We start from the raw sequence: 24,727 nt of genomic DNA, 5'->3' as shown, positions 1-24,727 counted from the left end.
CGTTTAGAGCAATGCTTGAGAGTATGTACTATACGTCATGTCCTGAAAGACATGGTCTCTCAGGCATGTTCCCTCGGACATGCTCTCGAGGACACCCTCACTGCGCGCCGGACGAGACCGAGGCCGGCGCGAGGAGACGCCTTCACTGCGCGCCGGACGGGATCGAGGCCAGCGCGGCGGGGGTGGGGGCGTCGGTGAGGGAGTGGAGGGCGAAGTCGATGGCGACGGACAGGGTGTCGACGGGGCCGGCCGGGAAGCCGCGGGTGTGGAAGCGGACGATGCCGCGGCGGTCGAAGATGAGGACCACCGGGGCTTGGGAGTAGTCGAAGATCGACTCGCGGATGTCGGCGGCGGGGCCCTCGAGGCCGACCGTGAAGCCGTTGTTCGGGGCCGACGACAGCTGGAAGATCGGGATGAAGCCGTCGGGGCCGGGGTCTGCGGTCTTGCGCAGCATGTCGCGGATGGCCGGCTCGGCGCGGAAGTCGGTGATGAAGTAGCTGTCGACGCCGGCGGCGGCCAGCTCGTCGCTGAACTGCTGCATGTGCGCGTACACGGAGGGGGCGAGGACCAGCGAGCGGCGGTACTCCTCGATGTACTGGGGCAGCTCCCAGATCACCAGCAGGGCGGCGCGGCCGTACAGCTCGCGGCCGCTGATGTAGCCGCGCGGCTCGTCGGCCCGGTAGAAGCGGATCGCCGGGATCGCGTGGCCGAACAGCTTGCTGCGGGCCCACTCGGGGGCGCGGTCGAGGGCGTCGGCGCCGACGGTGAACAGCGGCGGGGCGGCGGCGATCGGCGGCAGCAGCTCGTTGGGCTTGGCGACGATCGTGACGTCGCGGATCTCGTTGCCGCCGTACTTGGCGACCTGCAGGGTGAGCGGGGCGCTGCGGGCCAGGTTGATCTGGTCGAGCTCCGCGCCGCTCGAGACCGGGCGGCCGTCGACGGCGAGGATCCGGTCGCCGCGCTTGATCTCCTCGCAGCCGACCTCGCAGCCGAGGTTGTAGGCGACCCAGACGCCGCCCGGGGCCAGCTCGCTGTGGGCCGGGGGCGGCCGCGGCGGGTTGAGCTCGGGGCCACAGGCACAGAGGCCGAACGACAGGGTCAAGGCGGAGAGCAGGGAGCGCTGCACGGCGAAGGGATCCTTTGCTCCGTTGAGCGTGGCAGCGGTATCCGGCCGATGCCAGGGGAACATGAAAATTTATTCATCTCGCGCGTCCGCGACCGCTCCGAGGCTCGTCGGCCCCAGGAGCGGGCGCGGACGCGCGGGCGGGTCACACCTCGGCGAGCAGCGTGCCCTCGCCGTGGAGGGGCGCCGGCGCGGGCTGTTTCGCCAGCTTGGGGATCAGCCCGCCGACCAGGCGGATGCTCTTCATCACCTGCTCGTGGGTCAGCTGGCCGACCTGCTGGAAGCACATCAGGCGGTCGATGCCGAGGTCGGCGTAGACCTGCATCTTGCGCAGGCAGGTCTCGGGGCTGCCGACGATCAGCGAGTCCTGGTCGGCGAGCGCCTCGTAGACCTCGGCCGGCGAGACTTCCTCGCCCTGCATGATGCGGCCGATGACGATCTGGGCCCGGTTGACGCGGCCGCCGGTGCGGGCCTGCTCATTGTTGAGGAATTGGCCGAGCAGGGCGCTGCCGGCCGGGTCCTTGAGCCGCTTCTCCTGCTCGGCGGCGACCTGCAGGAACTGCTCCTTGGCCTCGAAGAAGGTGAACGAGCGGTTGGTGTACCAGGCGGCCGCCGTGGCGGCGCCGTTCTGCATCGCCTCCTCGTCGGTGTCGGCGCAGTGGACGAAGGTGAAGAACGCGACCTTGTCGTTGATGAACTCGCCGACCGGCTTCGTGCACTGCGCGATCGCCTTGCGGTAGAGCTCGATCCACGCCTTGACCTGCTCGGGCGGGGCCCACAGCGTGACCCCGAGCGCGCCGACGCCGTTGCGGCCGGCCTGCTCGAACGAGGCCGGCGACGAGCACGCCTGCCACAGCGCCGGGTGCGGCTTCTGCAGCGGCTTGGGCACGATCGGCACGTTGTTGATGTCGAAGTACTGGCTCTTCCAAGAGAAGCGCTCTTGCGTCCACATCTTCGGGATCATCTCGAACGCTTGCTGCATCTGGTCGCGCGCCTCGTCGGCGGCGATGTTGAAGGTGCGCCACTCGGGGATGGTCGAGCGGGCCAGGCCGAGCTCGACGCGACCGTTGCTGAGGTGGTCGAGGAAGGCGGCCCGCTCGGCGATCCGGATCGGGTGGTTGAAGCGGTACGGGGCCAGCGCGGCCGAGTGGCCGAGGCGGATGTTCTTCGTGTGTTGCGAGATCGCGGTCAGCAGGATCTCCGGCGCCGACGACAGGCTGAACTCCTCGCCCCCGTGGTGCTCGACCTGCCACCACGTCCCGTAGCCCATCTCGTCGGCCAGCTTGGCCTGCTCGAGCGCCTCCATGATCCGGCGGTGCTCGTGGTCCGGCGTCCACGGCCGGGGGTCCTGAATCTCGGTGAAGATGTCCAGCTGCATTCCAACCTCCTCCCGGGCGTTCGCCCGGCCTCGTTGCCCTGCGCAAATAGTGCCGAGGACAGCATACCGGTCAGGTGTCCGCAGCCAAGGTTCAGGCCGCTGAAATCGGCCGCTTGGGATCGCGCAGGCGCAGTCGGAGGGCGAAACGACGCGACCCCGGCCGGTGTGGTCGGGGTCGCGAGGGATCAGGGGGGCGCGCGCCTCGAGAGTGTCTCGAGCGGCGCGCCGATGCGGTTCTACGAGCGACGGCGGCGGAGCATGACGAGGCCGGCGAGGGCGAGCACGGCGGCGCCGAGGTCCCCCGCCCCCTGATTGCAGCCGCAACCCGACTCTTTGTCGCCGCCGCCGGTGGCCGAGTCGGTGTCGGTGTCAGTGTCGGTGTCGGTGTCGGTGAAGACGGGGCCGCCGGGGCCGGTGGTCGGGTCGATCGACTCGATGGTGCAGCTCGGGCTGCAGCCGTCGCCGGCGTCGAGGTTGCCGTCGTCGCAGGCCTCGATGCCGCTGATGATGCCGTCGCCGCACACGCCCTGGGTGACGGAGCCGGTGCCGACGACGCACAGCTCGTCGATGTTCCAGCCGCCGAACTCGAGCGCCTCGTCGCCCTCGAGGATGAACTCGAGCTGGACCTGACCGTTGCTGACGAACGGGGTGAGGTCGATGTCCTGGAACCGCCACTCGCCGTCGATGTGGTGCAGCTTGCCGGCGTCGTTGGTGGCGTTGCGCCACGCCTCGCTGCCGTTGGCGAGCACGAGCGCCTGGTCGAAGTTGGCGTCCTCGACCTCGAGCCAGCGGCGCAGCTGCAGGCGCACGGTGTTGTGGCCGGCGACGTTGATGACGGGCCCGAGCATGTGGCTCTCGAGGAAGCTCTCGTAGGTGCCGGGCGGGGCCAGGCCGTTGCCGGCGACGCTGCTGCCGTTGAACGCGGCGGCGGGGTCGGGGCCACCGGCGGGCGGGCCGAACGCCCAATCGCCGTTGAGCTGCCAGCCCTGCGCCGCCGGGCCCGACTCGAAGTCCTCGCAGAAGATGTTGGTGACGGGGCCGAGGTAGAGCTCGTAGGTCGGGTCGGCCGCGTTGGTCGGGAACACCACGGTGGTGCCGCCCTGCAGCACGAGGCGCACCTGATACTCGAGCACCTTGCCGTCGCCGACGTTGGGCATGATGCCGGCGAAGCCGCCGGCGCTCGGGTTCATCGGCACCATGCCGTTCTGCTGCTCGCCGCGCACGCGCCAGTGCAGCTCGGCGCCGAGCGGGCTGAGGTTGAGACAGGCCTTTTGCTGGCCCGACACGATCAGGTCGACGAGCACGCCGTCGGGGGTCGGCGCCGAGGTGACGACGTCGGCCGCGACCGCCGACGGACCGACGAGGCCGTGGGCGTCGAAGGCGACGTTGATCTCGCACTCGTTGGGTGTCCCGTTGGACAGGTCGCCGTCGTCGTCGTCGGCCAGCAAGACCTCGGGGTACATGCTCGGCATGTCGACCGCGCGGCGGATCGACTCGAACCACAGCTTGTTGACCTGGGCCACGCCGGGGCCGGCGCCGAGCTTGTTCCGCAGGGCCTTGCGCAGGTCCCAGAGGGCGCCGCCGATGATCCGGCCGGCGTCGTGGATCTCGGTGTTGTCCTCGGGCCAGTGCCACTCGGAGCCCTGCGGATCGAGGGCGCGCAGCGGGCCGGGGTCGCCCTTGAAGAAGCCGGGCGCGAGGTCGGGCGAGTCGGTGATGGTCGCGCTCAGGAAGTCGGAGATGCCCTCGGACAGCGCGCCGTCGGGGAAGCCGACGCCGGGGATGATGCCCTGGAAGTGCACGTTGTGGCCGAACTCGTGATAGACCACGTCGGCGATCCGGCCGGTGTTCTCGCACTGGGCGTCGGACTGGAAGAAGTTGATCGATTCGCCGTCGGCGAAGGCGTTGCAGACGTCATTGATGTTGACGATCGCCGGCATCTGCTGGTCGACGAAGGCGAAGTCGGGGGCGATGGCGCGGACCATCTGCTTGACCCGGTCGGCGTGCACGTAGGTGGTCAGCTGGGCGTCGAGGAACTCGTCGGCGGCGACGCTCCAGGTGGCTTGACCACCTGGCGGAAGGGCCAGGTTGGTGGCCGCCGGGGCGCCGGCCTCGCTGGCGACGGCGACGAACGAGCCGAGCACGGTGGTGGCGACGGTGGCCGGGCTGCCGTCGGCGAAGCTGACCGCGCCGGTGATGGTGGTGACGGCGGGGGCGCCGTTGACGACCACGCCGAGGTTGGCGGCCGCGAACTCGAGCCGCTGACCGCCGGGCCCGCGCACCGGGGCGTCGATCTTGAGGTTGCCGGAGGCGAAGCGCAGCAGCTGTTCACGCGCCAGCGGCTCGCCGGTGGCGGCGTCGACGTAGACGGCCCAGCGACCGATCGGGGCGGTGGTGTGCACGGTGACCCGCAGGACCTCGCGGTAGCCGCGGACGCGCTCGTCGTCGACGAGCGGGAGGATGAAGGGGCCCTCGACGCGATCGGGGCGAGCGTCGCCGCCGATCCATTCGCGGGCCCGCTCGCGCGCGACGGGCTCGGGCACGGGGCTGTCCGTGAGCACAGCCTGGACCCTGGGCAGGGCCTCGCTGCCGATCATGGCCAGGCGCCCGGCCTTGAAGCGGAAGCTGACCTGACCGCCGAGGACCGGGCGGCCGCGGTAGTGCTGGGCGAAGCCGAGGCTGTGGATGCCGGAGGAGAGGTCGTCGCCGACGAGCACGAAGTCGGCGGCGGCGCTGCCCGGGGCGAGCAGGTCGAGGTGGCGCGCGAGCAGGTCGTGGGCGCTGCGCAGCTCGAGGTCGCGGCTCGGCATGGCCCTCGGGACAGCCGCGCCCCTCAGGCCCCACAGCCGCAGCGGCACGCCGGTGGCCCGATCCCAGACCACGTCGCCGGGCTCGAGGGCGGCAGCGAAGCGGCGATAGGCGGCCTGGGCGACCGGCGGGGCGGCGTGAATCACGGCGCGCGAGGTCCTCGCGCTGCCGCCGGCCGCGGCGCTGAGCTCGACGCTCGCGCGCCGGCCTGCTTGCGGGGCGAACGCCTCGGCTGGCTCCGGTGCGAGCCAGCAGAGCGCTGTCACGATCGTCGCCGAGACACTACCCGCAGCAATATTCTTTAAACGCACATTACTCGCTTACGCGCTCCTCACCAGGCCGTCAAGCGCGGAGCGCGGACGTCGGCCGGCGACGCGTCCGCCGCCGCCAGGCCAGTCCGACCAGGCCGAGCATCCATGCGCTGGAGCCACCCGCGCCCCCCGCGCCACGGCAACCACAACCGCCCATTTCGCTCGCGCCGCCGGTGCTGTCCGAATCGTCGGAGGTGCCGGTGTCGGAGTCCGGATCGGCGCTGCCGGTGGTCGACAGGGCCCCTTCGGTGGGGTCTTCCGGCGATTCGACGGTGCACGTGGCGCTGCATCCGTCACCGTCCTCGGAATTCCCGTCGTCACATCCCTCACCCGCGGCGATCACCCCGTCGCCGCAGACCGCCGGCGGCGGCTCCTCGACGCCGACGATGCACACGTCGTCGAGGTTCCAGCCGCCGAGCTCGAGGCCGCCGTCGGACGACAGGCGGAACACCAGCTGGGCGGTGCCGGAGAACGCGACCGGGGTGATGTCGACGTCGTGGAAGCTCCACTCGCTGTCGCGATGATGCACGTCGCTGTTGTTGTCGCCCATCATGCTGTTGAAGTTGCGCCACCCGAGCTCGCCGTTGACGAGGATCTCGGCGCGGTCGAAGTAGGCGTCCTCGACGTTGAGCCAGCGCTGGTATTGCAGGCGGTAGGAGGCGAAGCCCGGCGGCAGCTCGACGATCGGGCCGGTCAGGTTCATGACCCGCTGCGGCGAGTAGCGGCCGTCGCTCGAGAGGTCGATGCCCGCGACCTTGTCGCCGGCGAACGCGGCATCGGCGTCGCCCGACTTGCCGAGCGGTGCACCGATCTCCCACTCGCTGCCGAGCGTCCAGCTCGCCACGTCGCCCTCGAAGCCCTCGCACCAGATCGGCACGACCTCGCCGTAGTAGCGCTGGTACCACGGATAGGCCGGGTTGGCCGGGAACTGGGCCTCGGTGTCGTTGCTGAGGTCGGCGGTCACGCGGTACTCGATCACCGTGCCGTCCTGCTGCGGCGGCAGGGCGCCGGCGAAGCCCTCGGGCGTGCTCGTCATCGCGATCTCGGTGATCGTCGGGGTGCCGCGCACGCGCCACTCGAGCTTCGCGCCGGTCGGCGAGAGGTCGATGCACGAGCTCTGCGCGGCCTGGATGTCGAGCGCGACCGGGACGCTGCCGTCGGCCTCGGCCGCGAGCGTGCGGACCTCGCCGCCGAGGATGGCGGCGCCGACCAGGCCGTGGCGATAGAACACCTGGTCGATGAGACAGCTGTGCGGGGTGCCGTTGGCGAGGTCGCCGTCGTCGTCGTCGACCAGCAGCGCCTCGGGGTACATGGTCGGGATGTCGCTGGCGCGGCGGGTCGCCTCGTACCAGATCTTGTCGGCGTGGGCGATGCCCTCGGCCTCGCCCATCTCGGCGATGAGCTCGGTCCGCAGGTCCCACAGCGTGCCGCCGATGATGCGGCCCTCGTCGTGCGACTCGCCGCGGTGCTCGGGCCAGTGCCACTCGTAACCGTCGGGGTCGAGGTCGCGCAGCGGCTGGCTGTTGAGGAAGAAGCCGCGGGCCATCGCCGGGTCGCCGGTGATGGTGGCGCTGAGGTAGTCGGAGATGCCCTCGGACAGGGCGCCCTCGAACAGGCCGACGCCGGGGATCAGCGACTGGTTGTGCACGCTGTGACCGGCCTCGTGATAGACGACGTCGGGGATCCGCGCGGTGTTCTCGCAGTTCTCGTTGCCGTCGAAGAAGAACAGGTCGTCGCCGTTCGACATCGCGTTGCAGGCGCCGCTGTTGTCGCTGACGGTGACGTCGACCTGGCCGTCGAGCCAGGCGAGCGGCTCGCTGGCGATCGCCCGCACGTAGTCCTTGGCGAAGTTGCCGGCGACGTAGGCGGTGAGCTGGGCGTCGAGGTGCGGGTCGCCGTCGCCGCTCCACTGGACCTCGCTGCCCTCGTCGAGCGCGAACACCTGGCTGGCCAGCGCGCCGGCCTTGTTGATGATGCGGACGAACTGGCCGCGCACGCCGAGGCCGACCTGCACGGTGGCGGCGTCGAACGTGACAGTCCCGGCGGCGTCGGTGACGGCGGGCACGTCGTCGATGGTGATGTCGAGGAAGGGCGCCGGCCGCAGGACCCGCTCGCCGTAGCTCGGGCTGCGCTCGGGGACGTCGTAGAGGACGGTGCCGGTGGCGGAGATGAACTTCGAGACGCGGGCCAGCGGGGTTCCGGTGGCGGCGTCGACGTAGACGGTCCAGCCGCCGAGCGGCTGGTCGGAGGCGACTTCGACGGCGCGCGCCTCGAGGTAGCGGATCGGGCCGTGGCCGACGAGCGGGAGGATGACGGGGGTCGAGACGGCGCCGGCGGTGGCGGCCGGGTACTCGCCGCGCAGCCAGTCGAGGGCGCGGGCGCGGGCCTGCTCGTCGGCGATCGGGCTGTCCGAAAGGACAGCTCGCACGTGCGGCAGGGCCTCGCTGGCGATCAGGGTCAGGCGGTCGCCCTTGAAGCGGAGGCTGAGCTGACCGCCGACGACGCGGCGGCCGTGGTAGGTCTGGGCGAAGCCGAGGCTGCGAATGCCGGCCGAGAGGTCGTCGCCGATCAGCGCGAGATCGGCCGGCCGGGCGCCAGGGGCGAGCAGGTCGAGGTGGGTGGCGAGGAACTCGTCGGCGATCCGGCGGGCGACCAGGCTCGAGGTGACGGCGCCGGCGGCCGGCAGACCTGCGCCCCACACGCGCGTGGGGACGTGGGTGTCGGCGTCCCAGATGGCCTGGGCGGTCGGGCCGAGCTCGGCGGCGAGGCGGCGCCAGGCAGCCGCAGCGACGCGTGGCGGGGCACCCCCGAGGTCGACGGCTCGCTGCAGGCGCATCCCGACCCCCGGAGCGGGCTGCCAGGCGCCCGGCTCGACGCGGCGGGCCTGAGCCTCGCCGGCGGCGCCGAGAGCAAGAATCACAACGAGACTGGCGGAGCTCAGGAGACGGCTGAACATGGACTTCCTGGCAAAGCACGCTAGCCGCGCCCGCAAGTCCGCGTCAACCGAAGTGCCCGGCTGTCGTCTTCAGGGCAAGGTCGGCGGCAGCTCCGCGGGGTCGTCGAAGATCTGCCAGCGCGCCGCAGGGACGCCCTCGAAGGCCGTGCGATAGCGCGGGGCCTCGCGGGCCTCGTCGGTGACGTCACGGATGTAGATGGCGACGACCTGGTCGGGGAACTCACGGTAGGCGGCGCCGTAGACCTCGGGGTCGAGCTCGCCCGAGTCGCCGACGAGCACGAAGCGCCGGCCCGGCGCGCCGGTGAGGAGCTGGCGCAGCAGCGGGGCCTTGTAGGCCTGCGGGTCCTGAAACAGGGCGAAGAAGCTCGCGTCCTTGGCGCGGAACAGCTTGAGGTGCGCGCTGCCGGCCGGGAAACCCGCGGCGTCGGTGAACTCGCGCAGGGCGTCGTGGAGCTGCCACGGGCTGGCGGAGAGGTAGTGGAAGCTGGCGCCGGCCGAGGCCCAGCGCTGATAGGTCGCGGCCATCGCCGGCACGGCCTCGAACTCTTTTAAAAAGGTCCGCTCGAGCAGGCGCTGCTTGTCGCGCACGTCGCTGAGCTTGATGGTGTCGTCGACGTCGCTGACGACCGAGATACCGGCGGGGTCGAGGCGGACGATGGTGCCGACGAAGCTGCGAGCGTCGCCGGGCTGCAGGACGGCGGTCACGGCGTTGAGGGGCGCGGGCAGGTCGGCGTCGGCGAGGCGCAGCTCGGTGACGCTGTGGCCGTTGGCGCCGGTGACGGCGAGGGGGTGGACCTTGCCGCCGATCTGGACGACGACCCGCTTGCCGCTCTCGTTGTCGACGAGGAAGGTGCGGGCCCGCTTACGGAACACCTCGCTCGCCGCGCTGCCGGGCGGGAGCTCGAGCGCGGTCGCTAAGGCCTCGACCGCGGCGCCGCGGCGCCAGGAGTCAGCCTCGGGCTCGAACACCCAGACGCGCAGGTCGACGCGCCAGCCGTCGCCGTCGCGCACTGCGAGGGCGGGCAAGAGGCGCAGGTCCTCGTCGGTTTTTAAATTGGAGACGCCGACCGGCTGCACGGCGGTCGCGGGCGGCGACGGAGGCGGAGGCGGAGGCGCGGGCGTGGGCTCGGGGGCGCGGTCGCAGGCGGGGGCGCAGGCGAGGATGGCCGCGAGCACAGGTCGGACGAGCGAGGATGGTGGATGGGACATGTCCGAAGAGACCGCAGCGACGGGGGCGAAACGAGCGCGGCCGCGGCGGACATGTCTGAAGGGACAGGTCCGGCCGCGGCCGTGGCGGGCGCTGAAAGGTCAGGCGCCCGGTGAATCACGCGGCGCTGGAGCGGCCGATGACCTGCTGCCAGGTGGGCCGCTCGCTGATCCGGCGCCACCAGTGACCGACGCGCTCGCTGGCGTCGATGAGGCCGATCTCGCCGGCGGCGGCGAGGTACTCGATGTACGGCATGAAGCCGATGTCGGCGAGCGTGAAGCCGTCGCCGACCATGAAGTTGCGACCCTCGAGCTGGCGATCCATGACCGCGACGGCCTTGGCCACGCCCTTGCGACCCTCCTCGACGGCGGCCATGTCGGGGTCCTTGCCGAAGAACTTGCCGAACACGAGGTTGTAGATGATCTTCATCGCCGGGCCGGTGAAGTTGGAGGTCTCGATCGAGATCCACTGCTCGGCCTGGGCCCGCTGGCGCAGGTCGGCGGGCATCAGGGAGGGGCCCGAGAGCTTGGCGTCGAGGTAGCGGCAGATGGCCCGCGACTCGTAGAGCTGCCAGCCGTCGTCGTCCTCGAACACGGGGATCTGGCCGAACGGCTGCCGCGCGAGGTGCTCGGCGGCGTGTCCCTCGCCCTTCATGATGTCGACCATGACGAATTCGGCCCGGTGGCCCTTCTCGGCCAGCGTCATCAGGACCTTGCGCGTACACGTACTCATCGGGTGTCCGTAGACCTTCATCGAACTCGCGTCTCCTGCTTCAGGAAGTGGGCGCCATGTGTATCACGAGCGTCGCGCGCATGTCCGCGCGAGGCCGCATGACTGCAGCGAGGTGAACGCCGTGCGCACGCGTCCGTGCGCACGAGGTCGGGTGAACGGCGACATCGGACTCAGCGAGAGGGGCGGAGGTACGGTGCGAGTTCGCCATCCAGCGAATCGCAGGACGAGGCGCGGTCCTCGAGACATGGGGCGATGTCGTGGGCGAGGCGCATAGGCAGCGCGAACGCGGCGATCATGGTGCGGACGACGAAGAAGCGGCCGGCGACCTCGCCGTGTTCTTCACAGCTCTCGCAGATCCGCGCGACCGATTCGGCGACGCCGGCTCCGGCTGCCGCGCGCTGCTGCAGCTCGAGTCGCAACGCGCTCTCGAACATGGACCCGCGCGCGGATCACTCGGTGACCACCACGGCCGAGCCCTTGCCGAACGGGCCGGTCGCGGGGGTGACCGAGTGCCAGCCGTCGGGCAGCGCCGGCTCGGTGAAGCCGAACAGCCAGCGGGCGTCGGGCGGGGACAGGTTGACGCAGCCGTGGCTGCGCACCAGGCCGAAGCCGCCGTGCCAGAAGGCGCCGTGGAGGGCGACGTTGTTGTGGAAGTACTGCGTCCACGGCACGTCCTCGATCGAGTAAGCGTCGTCCTCGACCGGCTGGTCGCGCATCGAGGTGGCGATGTGCTTGCTCTGCAGGCGGTGGACGCCGACCGGGGTCATGCCGGGCTCTTTGCCGGTCGAGATGATGGTGGTGAACACCGGGCGGTCGCCGGCGTAGGCCACGAGGGTCTGCTCGGACAGGTCGACGTGGACCCACTTCTCCTCGGGGCCGACGCCGGGCGGGCGCTTCAGCTTGTACGACTGGCCGATCGCATACTCGGGCATCAGGTTGCCCTCGGCGTCCTCGTAGAAGCGAGTGGTGCCGATCGTCACCTTGCGCACGAACGGGTAGCGCGAGCGCCGGACCGGCTTCTTGTCCTCGAGCTTGATCAGCGCCTCGCCCTCGCCCGAGCGGCGCTGCAGCGGGGTCTCGCGCACGATCCAGTGGACCGGCAGGTCCTCCTCGCCGCGCAGCACCACGCCCTGGAAGTTCGAGCCCTCGCGCTGCTCGAGCTGGTACTTGCGGGCGAAGGTGCCGCGCAGGGTGCGGAGGAACTTGCGCTCGCTCTTGACGGCCTCGCCGGCGACGGTGACGTAGAAGCCGGCGTTGAGGTACTCCTTGACCACCGCCGGGACCTCGGGCGGACGGTCGGCGGTCGCGGTCGGCATGAGCGATCGGCCATGTTCCGAGAGCCATGTCTTGGCGGCCATGTCAGCCTGGTCCTGCTCGCTGAAGCCGGGCAGGCGGTGGAAGAACGGGGTGCCGTCGTGCGAGACGCGCCAGTACTCGTAGGGCATGGCGGCGTCGAGGCGCGGGCGCGGGGTGGCGACGGTGCCGTCGTCGGGCGGCTGGTCGCCGACCTCGAGCCCGGCGTTGAGGCAGATCCACCCGCCGGGGTAGACCTTGTGCCAGCCCTTGGTGCAGCCGCCGCCGAAGCTCAGCTCGGCGTCGGTGCGCACGCGGGTGCCGGCGCGCAGGATGCCGAGGATCGGGGCGTCGCGCTCGGTCCGCTCGCGCACGACGGCGGCGAGGCCGGTGACGAGGCCGTGCTTGGGATATTTGGCCGCGAGCTCGGGGGTCCACTCGGGCAGCGGGACGTGGATCGGCGGGTAGGCGGTGAAGCTGCCGTTGGCGTCCGGGGTGTAGGGATCGCCAGGCGTGGCGGGCGTGTCCGCGGCGATCGCGGGCGCGTCGGCCGGGGCGTCTTCCGGAGAGATCGCCGGCGCCTCGGGGTCGGCCGCGGGCGGGGCGAGGTCGGCGGGCGGATCGGCGTCGCCCGCGGGGGCCGCGGGTCCGACGACGGGCTGGCGCAAGCCGGTCTCGTACACCGCCGCCGAGAGCACGACGCCGCAGAGAAAGCTCCCGACGCCCTCGATGAGCCGCCTGCGCTGCATGTCGCCGAAGGTGCCGCGGACGATAGCCGTGCGGCCCGGCGGTGGCAACCCGCTTGCTCCAAACGCAGGGGCTCGTCCATGCTCTCCGCCGTGACCTTCGTCCCCGCGCCGCCCCGGCGACCCGCGCCCGCTCCCGTCCTCGCACCGGGACGTCGCGCCGGCCGGCTCGGGCCGTCGGCGATCGCGGTGGTCCTCGCGCTGTCGGCGGAGGCGGCCGCGGCTGCGGCGCCGGCACCTGGCCCTTCGGACAGCTCGGCGGCGGCGCCGGAGGGATCTGCCCCTTCGGACAGCTCGGCGACGGCCGCTGGCCCGGCGAGCGGCCCGGGCGCTGCCGCGGCGCCGACCTCCGTGAATGCGGGCGGCTCCGCGCCGGTGGTGCCCGCTCCGGCGGACAGCGCGGACCCGGAGGCTGACCCCGAGGACAGCTCGCGATCGGCGCGCAAGCTCGAGGGTCCGGCCGACGCGGCGACGGTGGAGACGCCGGCCGAGGCCCTGCCGATGGCCAGCGCGACCGGGGTCAAGCCGCCGCGGGTCGACGGGACTTACGTCGGCGTCACGCTCGGGCCGGGCGTCAGCTTCGCCCGGGTCAACGATTTCCCGACGCCCAATGCGTTCGTCGGCGGCGGCGGTACTTTTCGCGTCGGCGAGGTCATCTATCCCTGGCTGAGCATCGGCGTCGAGATCTCCGGCAACCTCGCCTACCGCGGCGCCGACCCGCGGCAGCGCCTGCTGCAGGGCGCGTTCCTGGTCGATTTCGGGTTCTATCCGGGGGCCAAGAAGCAGATCCCGCTGTCGCTGCGCGCGGGTTTCGGCGCCGGCGGCGGGGCGGTGCGCGAGCGCGGCCGGACCGACCGCTCGGGCTTCGGCGGGGCGGTGTTCACCGCCGCGGTCCGCTACGAGTTCTTCCCCGGGGCGGCGAAGCGACGGCCGACCCGCGGCGGCGGCTTCTCGCTCGGCCCGGAGCTCGGCTACATCGGCTTCATGCCGGCGGCCAAGGGCCGGCCGATGTCGCACACGCTGTACCTCGGGCTGTACGTCGGCTTCTACTTCGGGTCGTGAGCGGACGGCGCCGATCTGTCGCTTGCGACAGGTCGCTCGGGACATGTCGCATGGGGAATGTCCTCGGCGCCATGTCCCCGAGGACATGCGCCTGAAGACATGTCCTGGCCGCCAGGCTCAGCCGAACATCATCGCCGCGGCGACCAGGGCCAGCAGGGCGGCCATCCAGGTCAGGGTGTTGGCGTCGAGCGCGGGGCTCTGGGCCGGCAGGCGGTAGGCGAGGGCGGTGGCCTCGTCGGCGGCGGCGGGCGGCGCGGGGCTCGGCATCGCCGCCAGGGCCAGCTTGACCTCGGGCGGCGGTTCGCCGCGGCGCGGGTCGACCTCGACGTGGACCAGGAGATCGCCGGGGCGGCCGCCGTCGAGCGCCTCGCCCTGGCCGCGCAGGCGCAGGACCCCGCCGGTGGGGAAGTCGGCAGGCAGCGACAGGCGCACGCGGTCGTCGCTGTCGAGCGAGGACACGGTGCGGCGCGCGTATCCGCCCTCGGCGGCCAGGTCGAGCGGGACGCGGACCTCGAACGGGAAGGGGAGGCCGAGCGCCCAGGCGGGGACCGTGACGTCGGCGTGGAGGTCGCGGCCGCGGGGTCCGGGCGCCTCGGGTTCGAAGATGCTGCCGAGCTGCGTCAACGCGCGGCCACTATACCGCGCGCGCCGGCGCTTGCGCCACGGCCCCGGGTGGTGCCAAAACCGCGAGGGCATGGGCGAGGTCAACTTCGACGGGCTGATCGGGCCGACCTACAACGATGGGCTCGCCGCCGGCGTCGCGCCGAGTCAGCGCGCCGGCTCGACCACCAACCCGAAAGCGGCGGCGCTCGCCGGTCTGGCGAAGATCCGGCTGGCCCGCTCGCTCGGGCTCAAGCAGGCGGTGCTGCCGCCGCAGCCGCGGCCGAACGTCGACTGGCTGCGCCGGATCGGCTTCACCGGCGACGACGAGCGGGTCCTGCGCGCCGCGGCCGAGGGCGACGGCATGTGGCTGCGCCTGTGCAGCAACCCGTCGTCGATGTGGGCCGCCAACGCGGCGACGGTGGCGCCGAGCAGCGACACGCGCGACGGCCGCGTGCACATCGTCGTCGCCAACCTGCAGCACATGCTGCACCGCGCGCAGGAGGCCGAGACGACCCACTCGGTGCTGTCGGCGATCTTCCGCGACGAGGCGCGCTTCGCCGTGCACGCGGCGCTGCCGGCGGTGCACCAGCTCGGCGACGAGGGCGCGGCCAACACGCTGCGGCTGCAGGTCGGCGAGCGGCCGGCGGTCCACGTGTTCGCGTGGGGCCGCGGTGCGTACGCCCGCCACGCGGCCTCGCGGTTCCCGGCGCGGCAGACGGTCGAGGCCTCGCAGGCGCAGGTGCGGCTGCTGCAGCTCGACCCGGCGCGGGTGCTGTTCCCGCAGCAGCACCCGGACGGCCTCGACGGTGGCGCCTCGCACTCGGACACGCTGGCGCTGGCTCACGGCTCGCTGCTGCTGATCCACGAGCTGGCGCTGCGCGACGTCGGCAACGTGCTGACCGAGCTGCGGCGGCGGCTCGGCTCGGCGCTGCAGGTCGCGCTGGCCCGCGCCGCCGACCTGCCGCTGCAGGACGCGGTCGGCAGCAGCGTGTTCGGCGGGCAGTTCTACACCTGTCCCGACGGACAGCTCGGTCTGCTGGTGGCCGCCGAGAGCCGCGAGAACGCGGCGGCCCGCGGCTACCTCGATCGCCTGGTGGCCGACGGCCACGTGGCCCAGATCCGCGAGGTCGACCTGCGGCCGGCGCTGCGCCACGGCGGCGGCCCGGCGTCGCTGCGCCTGCGGGTGCCGCTCGACGAGCGCGAGGAGGCGGCGCTCGGCGGGCGGGTGATCGTCGACGACGCGCTCGAGGCGGCGCTGGTCGCCTGGGTCGAGAAGCACTACCGCGACCGCCTCACGCCCGACGACCTGGCCGACCCACAGCTGCTGCGCGAGGTCCAGACGGCCCTCGACGCGCTGACGCAGCTGCTGGCGCTCGGCTCGGTCTACGCGTTCCAGCGCTGACGCGGCGAGCACGGCGCCCGGGCTCCAGCGCTGCTGGCGAGCGCGGCGCCCGGCGGCGGCGGCGCGCCTCGGGTGCGGCCGAGCTTCCGTGACACGGCGGGCGGGGGGCCGCCCGGGTCCGAATCGCGGGAGAGAGACCTGGGCTATGTTCGATGGGACCATGACGCCCCTCTCGCCGCAGGCCGATGCGCTCGCCGAGCTGCTGGAGCGCCAGCGCGACGCCATCATCGAGCGCTGGTCCGAGCGCATGCGGGCCACGGCGCCCGCCGGCGCCCGGCTCAGCAAGTCGGCGCTGCGCGACAGCCTGCCCGAGTTCCTCCAGGAGGTGGCCGCGGCGCTGCGCCGGATGCCTGACGGCGCCAGCGACATCGCCCGCGAGCACGGCCGCCAGCGCTACCGGGTGGGCTTCGACCTGCGCACGCTGGTGATCGAGTACGACCTGCTGCGCGAGGTGCTGCTCGACGTCGTCGAAGCGTCGGGCCTGCCGCTGCGGATCGCCGACGTGCGGGCCCTGTGCGCCGCGTTCGCCGTCGGCATCGCCGAGGCCGTCGACCAGTTCTTCTGCGAGCACGAGCGCGACCTGGAGGCCGGCGCCGCCGAGCGCGAGCGCGCCAGCGAATTCGAGCGGCAGTTGATCGCGATCGTCTCGCACGACCTGCGCAGCCCGCTGGCTGCGATCTTGCTGGCGGCCGAGGCGGCGGCGCGGCGCGGCGCGGTCGAGCAGCGGACCGAGCGGCTGTTGCTGCGGATCCAGACCGGCGCGCAGCGGGCGACCCGGCTCATCAACGATCTGCTCGACTACACCCACGAGCGCAAGTCGGGCCGGATCCCCGTCAGGCCGCAGGTCGTGTCGCTGCGGGTGCTCGTGCGCGAGGCCATCGACGAGGTCGCCGCCATGTTCCCCGAGCGCATCATCGAGTACGCCTGCGAAGACCCGATCGAGGCCCGCGTCGACCCCGACCGGATCGCCCAGGTGCTCTCGAACCTGCTGACGAACGCGCTCAAGTTCAGCCCCGCCGGCACGGTGGTGCGGGTGACCACGCGAGTCGACGTCGACGGCGACGTGGTGGTGATCGAGGTGCACAACTGGGGCCCGCCGATCCCCCCGGACCGGCGCGGCTCGATCTTCGAGGCGTTCCACTGCGGCGACCCGTCGCTGCCGACGCGGGCCTCGCTGGGGCTCGGGCTCCACATCTCGCGCCAGATCGTGCTCGCGCACGGCGGCACGATCGACGTGTGCTCGAGCGCCGAGCGCGGCACGACCTTCACCTGCACCCTGCCGCGACGGGCGCAAGCGGCGACGCTGCCGAACCCGGCCTAGGCGCCGCGTGCGGGCGGCGGGCGGCTCGGGTTATCCTGCCGTCATGTCCGGCGCCGCCGCATCGTCCAGCGAGACCGAGCCGTCCCCTCCGTGGCTGCCGCCGCGACCGCCGATCGTCAGCGGCGCCGACTACGTCGCCAGCCTGCGCGGGCGCGAGCTGCGGGTGTTCCTGCTCGGCAAGCGGGTGGCGGAGCCGGTCGACCACCCGATCTTGCGGCCGTCGATCGAGGCGGTCGCGCGTACCTACGACCTCGCGCTCGAGCGGCCCGAGCTGGCGACGGCGACCGTCGCCGCGACCGGCGAGCGGGTCAACCGCTTCCTCCACGTCACCGAGTCGGCGGCCGACGTCGTGCAGCAGAACAAGATGCAGCGCCGGCTCGGCCAGCTGACGGGCACGTGCTTCCAGCGCTGCGTCGGCATGGACGCGATCAACGCGCTGCACACCACCACCTGGCTCATCGACCAGGCGCGCGGGACGCCCTACCACAGCCGCCTGCGCGCGTTCGTGCGGGCGATGCAGCGGCAGAACCTGGTGGTCGGCGGGGCGATGACCGACGTCAAGGGCGACCGCGGCAAGGCGCCGCACGAGCAGAGCGACCCCGACATGTTCGTGCGGGTGGTCCGGCGCGAGCCGGGCGGGGTGGTGATCCGCGGGGCCAAGGCGCACCAGACCGGGTGCATCAACTCGCACTGGATCGTGGTGATGCCGACGATGCGGCTCGGGCCGCGCGACCGCGACCACGCGATCGTGTGCGCGCTGCCGGTCGACCACCCGGGGCTGACCTTCGTGGTCGGGCGCCAGTCGTGCGACACGCGGGCGCTCGAGGGCGGGTCGGTCGACGTCGGCAACGCTCGCTACGGCGGCCAGGAGGCGCTCATCATCCTCGACGACGTGTTCGTGCCGGACGAGCTGATCTTCATGGACGGCGAGTTCGAGTTCGCGGCCGACCTGGTCGAGCGGTTCACCGCGTACCACCGCCGCAGCTACGTGTGCAAGGCGGGGGTCGGCGACGTGCTGATCGGCGCGGCGGCGCTGATCGCCGACTACAACGGGGTGCCGCAGGTCTCGCACGTGCGCGACAAGCTGGTCGAGATGGCCCACCTCAACGAGACGATCTACGGCGCCGGGATCGCGGCGTCGCACGAGTCGACGGCCACGCCGGCGGGCAACTGGCAGAACGACCCGCTGCTGGCCAACGTGTGCAAGCACAACGTCACCCGCTTCCCCTACGAGCTGGCCCGCCTGGCCCAGGACCTGGCCGGCGGGCTGCTGGCGACGCTGCCGTCGGAGCACGACTTCGCCGACCCGGAGATCGGGCCGCTGTTGAAAAAATACCTGCGCGGGCGCGACGGGGTGTCAGCCGAGGCGCGGGCGCGGGCGCTGCGGCTGATCGAGAACCTGACGATGGGGCGCAACGCCGTCGGCTACTTGACGGAGTCGATGCACGGGGCCGGCTCGCCGCAGGCCCAGCGGATCCAGATCGCCCGGCAGATGCAGGTCGAGGACAAAAAGGCGCTGGCCCGCGCGCTGGCCGGGATCACCGACGAAGTCGAAGCCGGCTGATAAGGGGCATGTCCTGGGGGACATGGCGTCGAGGACATGCTTGATGGGGCATGTCCTGCGGGACACTCGGCCGGGAGCGCGGCGGGCCGCGCCCGTCGGCCTCTTCGGCTCACTGAGCAGGGCTCGCGCGGGTCGTGAGGTCGGCCCGCCGGGTCGGGGGGCAGAGAGCGGACGAGCCGCGCGCCGAGGGTGCGGCTCAGGGCCGCGCGCCGGGCCGAGGTGCGAGGTCATGGCGCAGAAAGCAGACGAGCCGCGCGCCCGGGGGGCGTGCGGCTCGTGGCTGCGGCGGCAACACGATCAGCCGGCGTCGCAGTAGTACTCGACGTCGGCTTCGCCGGCGATCTTGAGGTCGCCGCAGGCGGTGCCGCACAGCTCGATCGCCATGTACGGCATCGGCTCGACGTAGTGCCAGCCGTTCTCGGTGGCGCAGTCGGCGATCAGCGGCACCTCGGTGGCGCCGAGCTTGACGATCGTCTTGTCGGGGAACGCCGGCGGCGAGTCGAGCGGGATGATGCAGCTCTGCGCGTCGGCGACGATGGCGTTGAGCGCGTCGCTGAGCTCGATGGCGTTCTTGGCGCTGTAGAACTTCTCGTCGCCCGCCTTGGCCGTCCCGCCGAGCGTCGCCAGCTCGTTGAGCTTCTCGTACGGGTTGATCATGTTGGGGTTGCCGTCCTGGACGTTCGGGTTCGGCGCGTTGTCGATGGCGATGCCGATGACGTAGGTCGGGATGCTGTCGACCGTGAAGGCGTCGCCGACGATCGGGGCCAGGTTGGCGTCGTACTCCTCGAACAGCTTGGTCAGCGTGTCGGCGGTGGTGCTGCAGTTGGCGGCGCCGTCGGTGACGAGCATGACGATGCGCGGCACCGTCGGGTCGAGCGACTTGAGGTGGGTCAGCGCGGCCGTCATGCCGAGCGCGGTCGGGGTGCCGCCGGCGATCGTCATGTTGCTCTGGCCCGGCAGGACCGCGATGATCGCGTCCTTGTTGTTCTCGGCGACCGGCACCTCGACCATGTCGTTGACGAGGCAGGCGGTGTTCTTGTACTCGCCGAGCGCGCTCTTCGACGGGAACAGGTTCATGCCGAAGTTGAAGCTGCCGTTGAAGTCGGTCAGGACCTGGTTGACGACCCCGTAGAGGCTGTACCAGCGGGTCACGTCGGGCGTGGCGGGGTCGGCGTCGGCGTCCCACTTCTGCAGCATCGAGCCCGACTTGTCGAGCACGAGCATGGTGTTCGGCTTGACCGGCTGGACGGTGACGGAGATCTCCTGACACGGCGTGTCGCCGGTGGTGCCCATCGTCGACAGCGTGGTCGTCGTCAGCGGCTCGGTGGTCGGACCCGCGGTGGTGTCGACCGGCTCGGTGGTGCTGGTCGGGCCCTCGGTGGTGGTCGGCGCGGTGCTCGAGTCGGTGGCGCTGACGGTGCCCTCGGTGGTGGTCGGCTCGGTGTCCGTGACCGTGCCGGTGCTGGTGCCCGGGTCGGTCGTCGTCAGCGGCGGCAACGTCGTCGTCATCATGTTGCCGGTCGCGCCCTGCGTGTCGCTACCGTTGTCGCCACAGCCGCCCACGAGCCCGAAAGTTGCCAAGAACAGAACACCCGAAAAACGTCGCATCACCACTCTCCCGCGCGAAAACAGAGGTTTAAGGTCGACCGCGACTATAGCTCAGGGCGACTGTCCGTGTGCGACTGTTTTCGCGACGACGTGGACGCGGACGTGTCGGCGCCGGCCGCGGGAGGTGGGCCGGCGCTGTCGACAGAGGTGTGGTCGTGGACGATGGTCCAGCCGCGAGCGTCGCGCTGGAGCACCAGCGTGAAGACACCCGCGCCGGCCGCTTCCGTCTGCGTGAGACGCCAGCGCCCGAGGACCACCGCGGCGTCGCGGCCGATGCCGCGGACGTCGACGACCGTGAATTCGAGGTGGCCCATCGACTCGATCCCGCGCGCGCCATAGCGCTCGAGATAGCGAGCGCGAGCGGCGACGAAGCCGCGCCGGATCGCGCCACCACTGGTGAACACCAGCGCCTCCGACGGTTCGTAGGCGCGCAGGAAACCCTCGAGGTCGCCGTGGTTCCACGCCTCGGCCTGCTCGCTCAGCACGCCCTCGACGGCGCGGCGATCCTTGCTGGTGAAGCCGCACCCGGCCGCGAGCAGGCCGAGCAGGAGGATCGCTCGCTGGGCCACCCGCGAGCCGAACCGTCCACGAGGCCCGCTCACGCGCGCGGCCGGACCGCCCGAACGGGCTTTCACGTGGGGCCCCGCGGCGTTAGGGGGCGACATGTGCTCCGCGTCACACTTGGGGGCGCGCGGCGCGGGCAAAAAACCTGGATAAGTTGCCCAGAGCAGGGCCCGAGTATAGCTCAGGGCGGTCCGTCGATGCCCGAATCCCTCCCGCACCGGTTTTTCTCCCGCATCGCCGACATCAGCCTGGGCCGCCCCGGGCTCGTACTGGCGGTCGCGGGTGTGTTGGTGGCCGCCTCGGCGGTGACGCTGCCGCAGCTGCGAGTGTCGACGTCGCGCTACGGCTTGGTGTCGGACGACAACCCCGACCAGGCGCGGATGCTGCGGTTCTTCGAGCGCTTCGGCAACCCCGACGCGCCGGTGCTGGTGGTCTCGGGCGAGCGGCCCGAGGACCGCCGCGCGGTCGTCGACCGCCTGATCGCCGGGTTCGAGGCGGTGCCGGAGCTGCACGGCCGCGTGCTCGCCCGCGTAGGTCCGAGCGAGGTCGCGGAGGTGCTGCTGCTCCAGCGCCCGGAGATCCTGTCTCAAGTGACAGGTGGCCTGCCGCCCGACGTCGCGCTCGCGCCGCTGGTCGAGGGCGGTCTGCCGGCGTGGTTCGGGGCGATCGAGGGGCAGCTGCAGGCGGGGCTCGACGGCGAGGCCGCGCCGCAAGATCCGGCGCGCGCGGCCGAGGGCCTCAAGCAGCTGGGCGGGCTGGCGGGCACGTTCGACCGCTACCTCGCCGGCGAAGATCTCATGCGCGCGGCCATGCAGGCGCAGGCCGGCGAGGCGCCGGTGCGCGGGCGCGACGAGGCCGGTTACCTCCAGACGGTCGACGGCCAGCACCACGTCGTCAGCGTGTTCCCCGAGTTCATCGGCAACGAGGTCAGCGACTTCGCGCCGATGATCGCGAAGATCCGGGAGATCCGCGACGAGGCGGTCGCGGGCGCGCCGGTCGGCGTCACCGCCGCGATCACCGGCCTGCCGGCGCTCGCCAGCGAGGAGCAAGACCTCGTCAGCCTCGGGCTCATCCAGTCGAGCGTGTGGTCGGGCGTGGCGATCGTGGTGCTGTGTCTGGTGATGCTGCGGTCGCTGCGGCAGACGGTGCTGAGCCTGGTGCCGCTGCTGGCCGGGCTGGCGCTGACGCTCGGCGCGGTCTACTGGATCTACGGCTACCTCAACCTGATCACCTCGAGCTTCGTGTCGACGCTGCTCGGGCTCGGGATCGATTTCGGCGTGCACATGATGCACCGCTTCAACGAGCAGCGGCGCAAGGGCTCGGCGGTCACGGCGGCGATCCGCGAGGCGCTGCTGCACACCGGGCCGCCGATCCTGGTCGGCGCGCTGGTGACGGTGCTGGCGTTCCTCACCACGCTGGGCTCCGACTTCACGGCCTACGCCGAGCTCGGGGTGATCACCGCGATCGGCCTGCTGTTCGTGGTCCTGGCGACGCTGTTCGTGTTGCCTTCGCTGCTGGTCCTGGCCGGCAAGACCGGGCTGGCGGCGGTCAAGAAGGAGCCGCCGATGGTCCACCGGCTGGTCGGCTTCGTCGCCAGCGCGCGGGTGTTCATCGTCATTCTCGCGGTGGTGGCGGCTGTCGGCGGCGGCTGGGGGCTGTCGCGCATCGCCTTCAACGGCCGCTACTTCGACTTCCTGCCGCGCAACAGCGAGGCCGTGCGCGCGCTCGAGGCGCTCGAGGGCGACCCGCTTATGAGCCCGGTCTACGCCAACGTGGCGGCCGACGACCTCGAGTCGGCGCGGGCCAAGGCCGAGGCGCTGCGGGCCCTGCCGGAGGTCGCGGGGGTGCAGACGGCGACCGACCTGCTGCCGCCGCTCGACGCCGCGCGGCTCGAGCAATTGCGGGCGATCGACAAGCTCGGGCCGCTGCCCGACTTCGCCAAGCTGGCCGCGCGCAAGACCACGCCGGAGGAGCTGCTGCCGAAGATCAAGGCGATCGTCGACGCGCTCGACGAGGTCCGCTTCGCTCTGCAGCAGGGCGGGCAGCCGACCGAGGCGGTCGACGCGGCGCAGGCCAGCTTCCGCGCCCTGCGCGAGCGGCTCGACAAGGCCGGGCCGGCGGAGCGCGAGCGGCTGGCCGCTGCCGAGCCGCAGATGGCCGACCTGCTCGGCCGGGCCTGGACCACCGGCAAGAACGTGGCCGCGCGCGGCAGCTACGCCCCGGGCGACCTGCCGCCGCTGTTCCGCACCCGCTTCGTCGCCCGCGACGGCGGCGGCCTGGCGATGTTCGTGATTCCTGGCGTGTCGCCGTGGGAGTCGAAGTCGGCGGCGGCCTTCCGCGACGCCGTCACCGCCATCTCGCCCGACGCCTCGGGCCTGGCGATCAACATCGAGCTGCACTCGTCGATGATCGTGGCCGGCTTCCGCCGGGCCGCGCTGTGGGCGGCGCTGCTGATCCTCGCGGTCGTGACCCTCCAGCTCCGCTCGCTCCGCGACGGCGCGCTGGCGCTGGTGCCGACGGTGCTCGGGTGGCTGTGGATGCTCGGGCTGATGGCCGCCGTCGGTCGCACCTTCGACGTCGCCAACATCGTCTCGCTGCCGCTCGTCATCGGCATCGGCACCGCGTTCGGCGTCCACCTGATGCACCGCTGCCAGGAGAGCGAGCAGCACCACAGCCACGCCCGCCTCGACGACCTGGTCCGCGGCACCGGCAGCGCGGTGGTGCTGTCGGCCCTCACCACCATCGCCAGCTTCGCCTCGCTGACCCTCAGCGACTACGGCGGCATGCAGAGCTTCGGCTCGGTGATGGTCATGGGCATCGCCAGCTGCCTGCTCGCCAGCCTCCTGGTGCTGCCGGCGCTGCTGCTGATGATGGGCCGGGTCCGCCTGCACTGAGGACACGCTCCGGGGGACATGCTCCCCGGGTGAGACGCCGGCTCCAGTTCGGTGTGCATGCACCGAGGCCGGCGAGCTCGGCCGTGGCCCGTCCGCCGCGTGGAGGTGGGCGCGGGCGCGCGAGTTCACTATGCTTCGCGCGTGCCGATCCATGTCCATGGCGGATCTTTGCTGCTGGCCCGGCTCGCCGAGGCCGGCGTCCCCGGGGAGCGGCTCGAGTGGTCGGAGGTGCTGTGCGAGGGCCCGGTCCCGGCGGAGGTCGACGACGAGACGTTTCGCCAGATCCGCGCCGACTGGCTGGCCGACCACATCGGCGACCTCGACGCCGTGCCGCGGATCTGCGCCGGCCTGCGGGCCCAGGACGAGGCGCTGGCGGCCGCGGCGGCGCGCGACGAGCTGGTCCTTTGGACAGGTAACGAGTGGTTCTGCCAGGCGGTGGCCCTGGCCCTGATCGCCCGGCTCGGTCCGACCGGAGCGCGGCTGTCATGGGTCACCGCCGACGACGACCCCGTCCGCCCGGGCTGCAGCGTGGGCGAGCTCGGCGAGGCCGCGCTGGCGCAGGCGTTCGCGGCCCGCGAGCGCATCGACCCGGCCGCGATCGCCCTGGCCGTGCACGCCTGGGCGGCCTACCGCGCGCCGGCGCCGATGCGGCTGCAGGCGCTGGTCGACGATCCGGCGGCGTTCGTCGTCTGGCCGGCGCTGCGCGCCGCGCTGGCGCTGAGCCTGGCCGAATGGCCAGGTCGTGAGGACGGCCTGGCTCGCACCGAGCGCCAGCTGCTGGCCGCGCTGGCCAGCGGCCGCGCCGACGTGGGGGAGCTGCTGGCGGCCTGCGGCCGCGCCGAGGCCCGCCCGTGGCTCACCGACCTGCTGGTGCTGGCCCGCCTGCGCCGGCTGGCCGGAGGCGAGGCGCCGCTGGTGCGCCTCATTGGCGAGGACCCGCGCGCGCTGACGGCGGAGATCACCGAGGCCGGCCTGGCGACCCTGGCCGGTCGCGCGCGCTGGGCCACCCCGGCCCGCTGGCTCGGCGGGGCGCTGCTCGACGCGGCGACCCCCTGGTGCTGGGACGGCGAGCGCGGCCGCGTGTTCCAGTGGACATGACCGAAAGGCCATGTCGCTGACCGTCCAGCCGGGTCGGGCGAAGCCGGCCCGTCGCGG

At 72.2% G+C, this 24,727-nt stretch carries 17 protein-coding genes; 6 read left to right on the top strand and 11 right to left on the bottom strand.

Annotation, left to right across the window (positions count from 1 at the left end):
- Positions 1-142: 142 nt before the first annotated feature.
- The 8 genes from POL25_RS10605 to POL25_RS10570 all read right to left on the bottom strand — a co-directional run bounded on the left by POL25_RS10605 (position 143) and on the right by POL25_RS10570 (position 12,557).
- On the bottom strand, positions 143-1,126 hold the full coding sequence (locus tag POL25_RS10605; protein ID WP_272085832.1) for a hypothetical protein: 984 nt from the start codon (positions 1,124-1,126) through the stop codon (positions 143-145).
- A 142-nt stretch (positions 1,127-1,268) separates the two neighbouring features.
- On the bottom strand, positions 1,269-2,501 hold the full coding sequence (locus tag POL25_RS10600; protein WP_272085831.1) for an LLM class flavin-dependent oxidoreductase: 1,233 nt from the start codon (positions 2,499-2,501) through the stop codon (positions 1,269-1,271).
- Positions 2,502-2,737: 236 nt separating this feature from the next.
- Positions 2,738-5,455, bottom strand: a complete 2,718-nt coding sequence (locus POL25_RS44215) for a DUF4215 domain-containing protein (RefSeq protein ID WP_272085830.1) — start codon at positions 5,453-5,455, stop codon at positions 2,738-2,740.
- Between the two features lie 196 nt (positions 5,456-5,651).
- Complete coding sequence (locus POL25_RS44210) at positions 5,652-8,540, bottom strand: DUF4215 domain-containing protein (RefSeq protein WP_272085829.1); 2,889 nt, start codon at positions 8,538-8,540, stop codon at positions 5,652-5,654.
- Positions 8,541-8,645: 105 nt separating this feature from the next.
- Complete coding sequence (locus tag POL25_RS10585) at positions 8,646-9,785, bottom strand: phosphatidate phosphatase App1 family protein (protein WP_272085828.1); 1,140 nt, start codon at positions 9,783-9,785, stop codon at positions 8,646-8,648.
- A gap of 115 nt (positions 9,786-9,900) precedes the next feature.
- Entirely contained in the window at positions 9,901-10,536 is a 636-nt protein-coding gene (locus tag POL25_RS10580) for a glutathione S-transferase family protein (RefSeq protein WP_272085827.1), read from the bottom strand.
- Between the two features lie 149 nt (positions 10,537-10,685).
- Positions 10,686-10,949 carry a hypothetical protein gene (locus POL25_RS10575; protein ID WP_272085826.1) on the bottom strand — a complete coding sequence of 88 codons (264 nt, stop codon included), beginning with the start codon at positions 10,947-10,949 and terminating at the stop codon, positions 10,686-10,688.
- Positions 10,950-10,964: 15 nt separating this feature from the next.
- A complete protein-coding gene (locus POL25_RS10570; RefSeq protein ID WP_272085825.1) occupies positions 10,965-12,557 on the bottom strand; it encodes a L,D-transpeptidase in 1,593 nt (530 codons plus the stop codon).
- Between the two features lie 90 nt (positions 12,558-12,647).
- Here POL25_RS10570 and POL25_RS10565 point away from each other — a divergent pair, with 90 nt between their 5' ends.
- Complete coding sequence (locus POL25_RS10565; protein ID WP_272085824.1) at positions 12,648-13,616, top strand: hypothetical protein; 969 nt, start codon at positions 12,648-12,650, stop codon at positions 13,614-13,616.
- A gap of 117 nt (positions 13,617-13,733) precedes the next feature.
- Here the strand turns inward: POL25_RS10565 and POL25_RS10560 are convergent, their stop codons facing one another.
- Positions 13,734-14,240 carry a hypothetical protein gene (locus POL25_RS10560; protein WP_272085823.1) on the bottom strand — a complete coding sequence of 169 codons (507 nt, stop codon included), beginning with the start codon at positions 14,238-14,240 and terminating at the stop codon, positions 13,734-13,736.
- 70 nt (positions 14,241-14,310) lie between these two features.
- Here POL25_RS10560 and POL25_RS10555 point away from each other — a divergent pair, with 70 nt between their 5' ends.
- From POL25_RS10555 to POL25_RS10545, 3 genes are all read left to right on the top strand, one after another.
- Positions 14,311-15,621 carry an N-succinylarginine dihydrolase gene (locus tag POL25_RS10555; protein ID WP_373372088.1) on the top strand — a complete coding sequence of 437 codons (1,311 nt, stop codon included), beginning with the start codon at positions 14,311-14,313 and terminating at the stop codon, positions 15,619-15,621.
- 160 nt (positions 15,622-15,781) lie between these two features.
- Positions 15,782-16,942 carry a sensor histidine kinase gene (locus POL25_RS10550; RefSeq protein WP_272085821.1) on the top strand — a complete coding sequence of 387 codons (1,161 nt, stop codon included), beginning with the start codon at positions 15,782-15,784 and terminating at the stop codon, positions 16,940-16,942.
- A gap of 43 nt (positions 16,943-16,985) precedes the next feature.
- A complete protein-coding gene (locus POL25_RS10545) occupies positions 16,986-18,506 on the top strand; it encodes a 4-hydroxyphenylacetate 3-hydroxylase family protein (protein WP_272085820.1) in 1,521 nt (506 codons plus the stop codon).
- 297 nt (positions 18,507-18,803) lie between these two features.
- On the opposite strand, the gene POL25_RS10540 is transcribed toward POL25_RS10545, so the two are convergent.
- Complete coding sequence (locus POL25_RS10540; RefSeq protein WP_272085819.1) at positions 18,804-20,087, bottom strand: vWA domain-containing protein; 1,284 nt, start codon at positions 20,085-20,087, stop codon at positions 18,804-18,806.
- A gap of 71 nt (positions 20,088-20,158) precedes the next feature.
- A complete protein-coding gene (locus POL25_RS10535; protein ID WP_272085818.1) occupies positions 20,159-20,716 on the bottom strand; it encodes a YybH family protein in 558 nt (185 codons plus the stop codon).
- Between the two features lie 159 nt (positions 20,717-20,875).
- On the opposite strand from POL25_RS10535, the gene POL25_RS10530 reads away from it, so the two are divergent.
- Together POL25_RS10530 and POL25_RS10525 are read left to right on the top strand one after the other, a co-directional pair.
- Positions 20,876-23,572, top strand: coding sequence for an MMPL family transporter (locus tag POL25_RS10530; protein ID WP_272085817.1), 2,697 nt, complete (start codon positions 20,876-20,878; stop codon positions 23,570-23,572).
- A gap of 141 nt (positions 23,573-23,713) precedes the next feature.
- Entirely contained in the window at positions 23,714-24,670 is a 957-nt protein-coding gene (locus POL25_RS10525; RefSeq protein ID WP_272085816.1) for a hypothetical protein, read from the top strand.
- Positions 24,671-24,727: the final 57 nt, after the last annotated feature.

This window comes from Nannocystis bainbridge, from assembly GCF_028368995.1.
GTDB lineage: Bacteria > Myxococcota_A > Polyangia > Nannocystales > Nannocystaceae > Nannocystis > Nannocystis bainbridge.
The sequence above is the reverse complement of the archived record's forward strand: the minus strand, read 5'-3'. Positions and strand labels throughout refer to the sequence as shown.

Bases quoted from the DNA above. Each gene is read 5' to 3' on its own strand.
- POL25_RS10600 (WP_272085831.1), bottom strand. From the start codon at position 2,501: ATGCAGCTGGACATCTTCACCGAGATTCAGGACCCCCGGCCGTGGACG.
- POL25_RS10585 (WP_272085828.1), bottom strand. From the start codon at position 9,785: ATGTCCCATCCACCATCCTCGCTCGTCCGACCTGTGCTCGCGGCCATC.
- POL25_RS10580 (WP_272085827.1), bottom strand. From the start codon at position 10,536: ATGAAGGTCTACGGACACCCGATGAGTACGTGTACGCGCAAGGTCCTG.
- POL25_RS10575 (WP_272085826.1), bottom strand. From the start codon at position 10,949: ATGTTCGAGAGCGCGTTGCGACTCGAGCTGCAGCAGCGCGCGGCAGCC.
- POL25_RS10570 (WP_272085825.1), bottom strand. From the start codon at position 12,557: ATGCAGCGCAGGCGGCTCATCGAGGGCGTCGGGAGCTTTCTCTGCGGC.
- POL25_RS10555 (WP_373372088.1), top strand. From the start codon at position 14,311: ATGGGCGAGGTCAACTTCGACGGGCTGATCGGGCCGACCTACAACGAT.
- POL25_RS10550 (WP_272085821.1), top strand. From the start codon at position 15,782: ATGACGCCCCTCTCGCCGCAGGCCGATGCGCTCGCCGAGCTGCTGGAG.
- POL25_RS10545 (WP_272085820.1), top strand. From the start codon at position 16,986: ATGTCCGGCGCCGCCGCATCGTCCAGCGAGACCGAGCCGTCCCCTCCG.
- POL25_RS10530 (WP_272085817.1), top strand. From the start codon at position 20,876: ATGCCCGAATCCCTCCCGCACCGGTTTTTCTCCCGCATCGCCGACATC.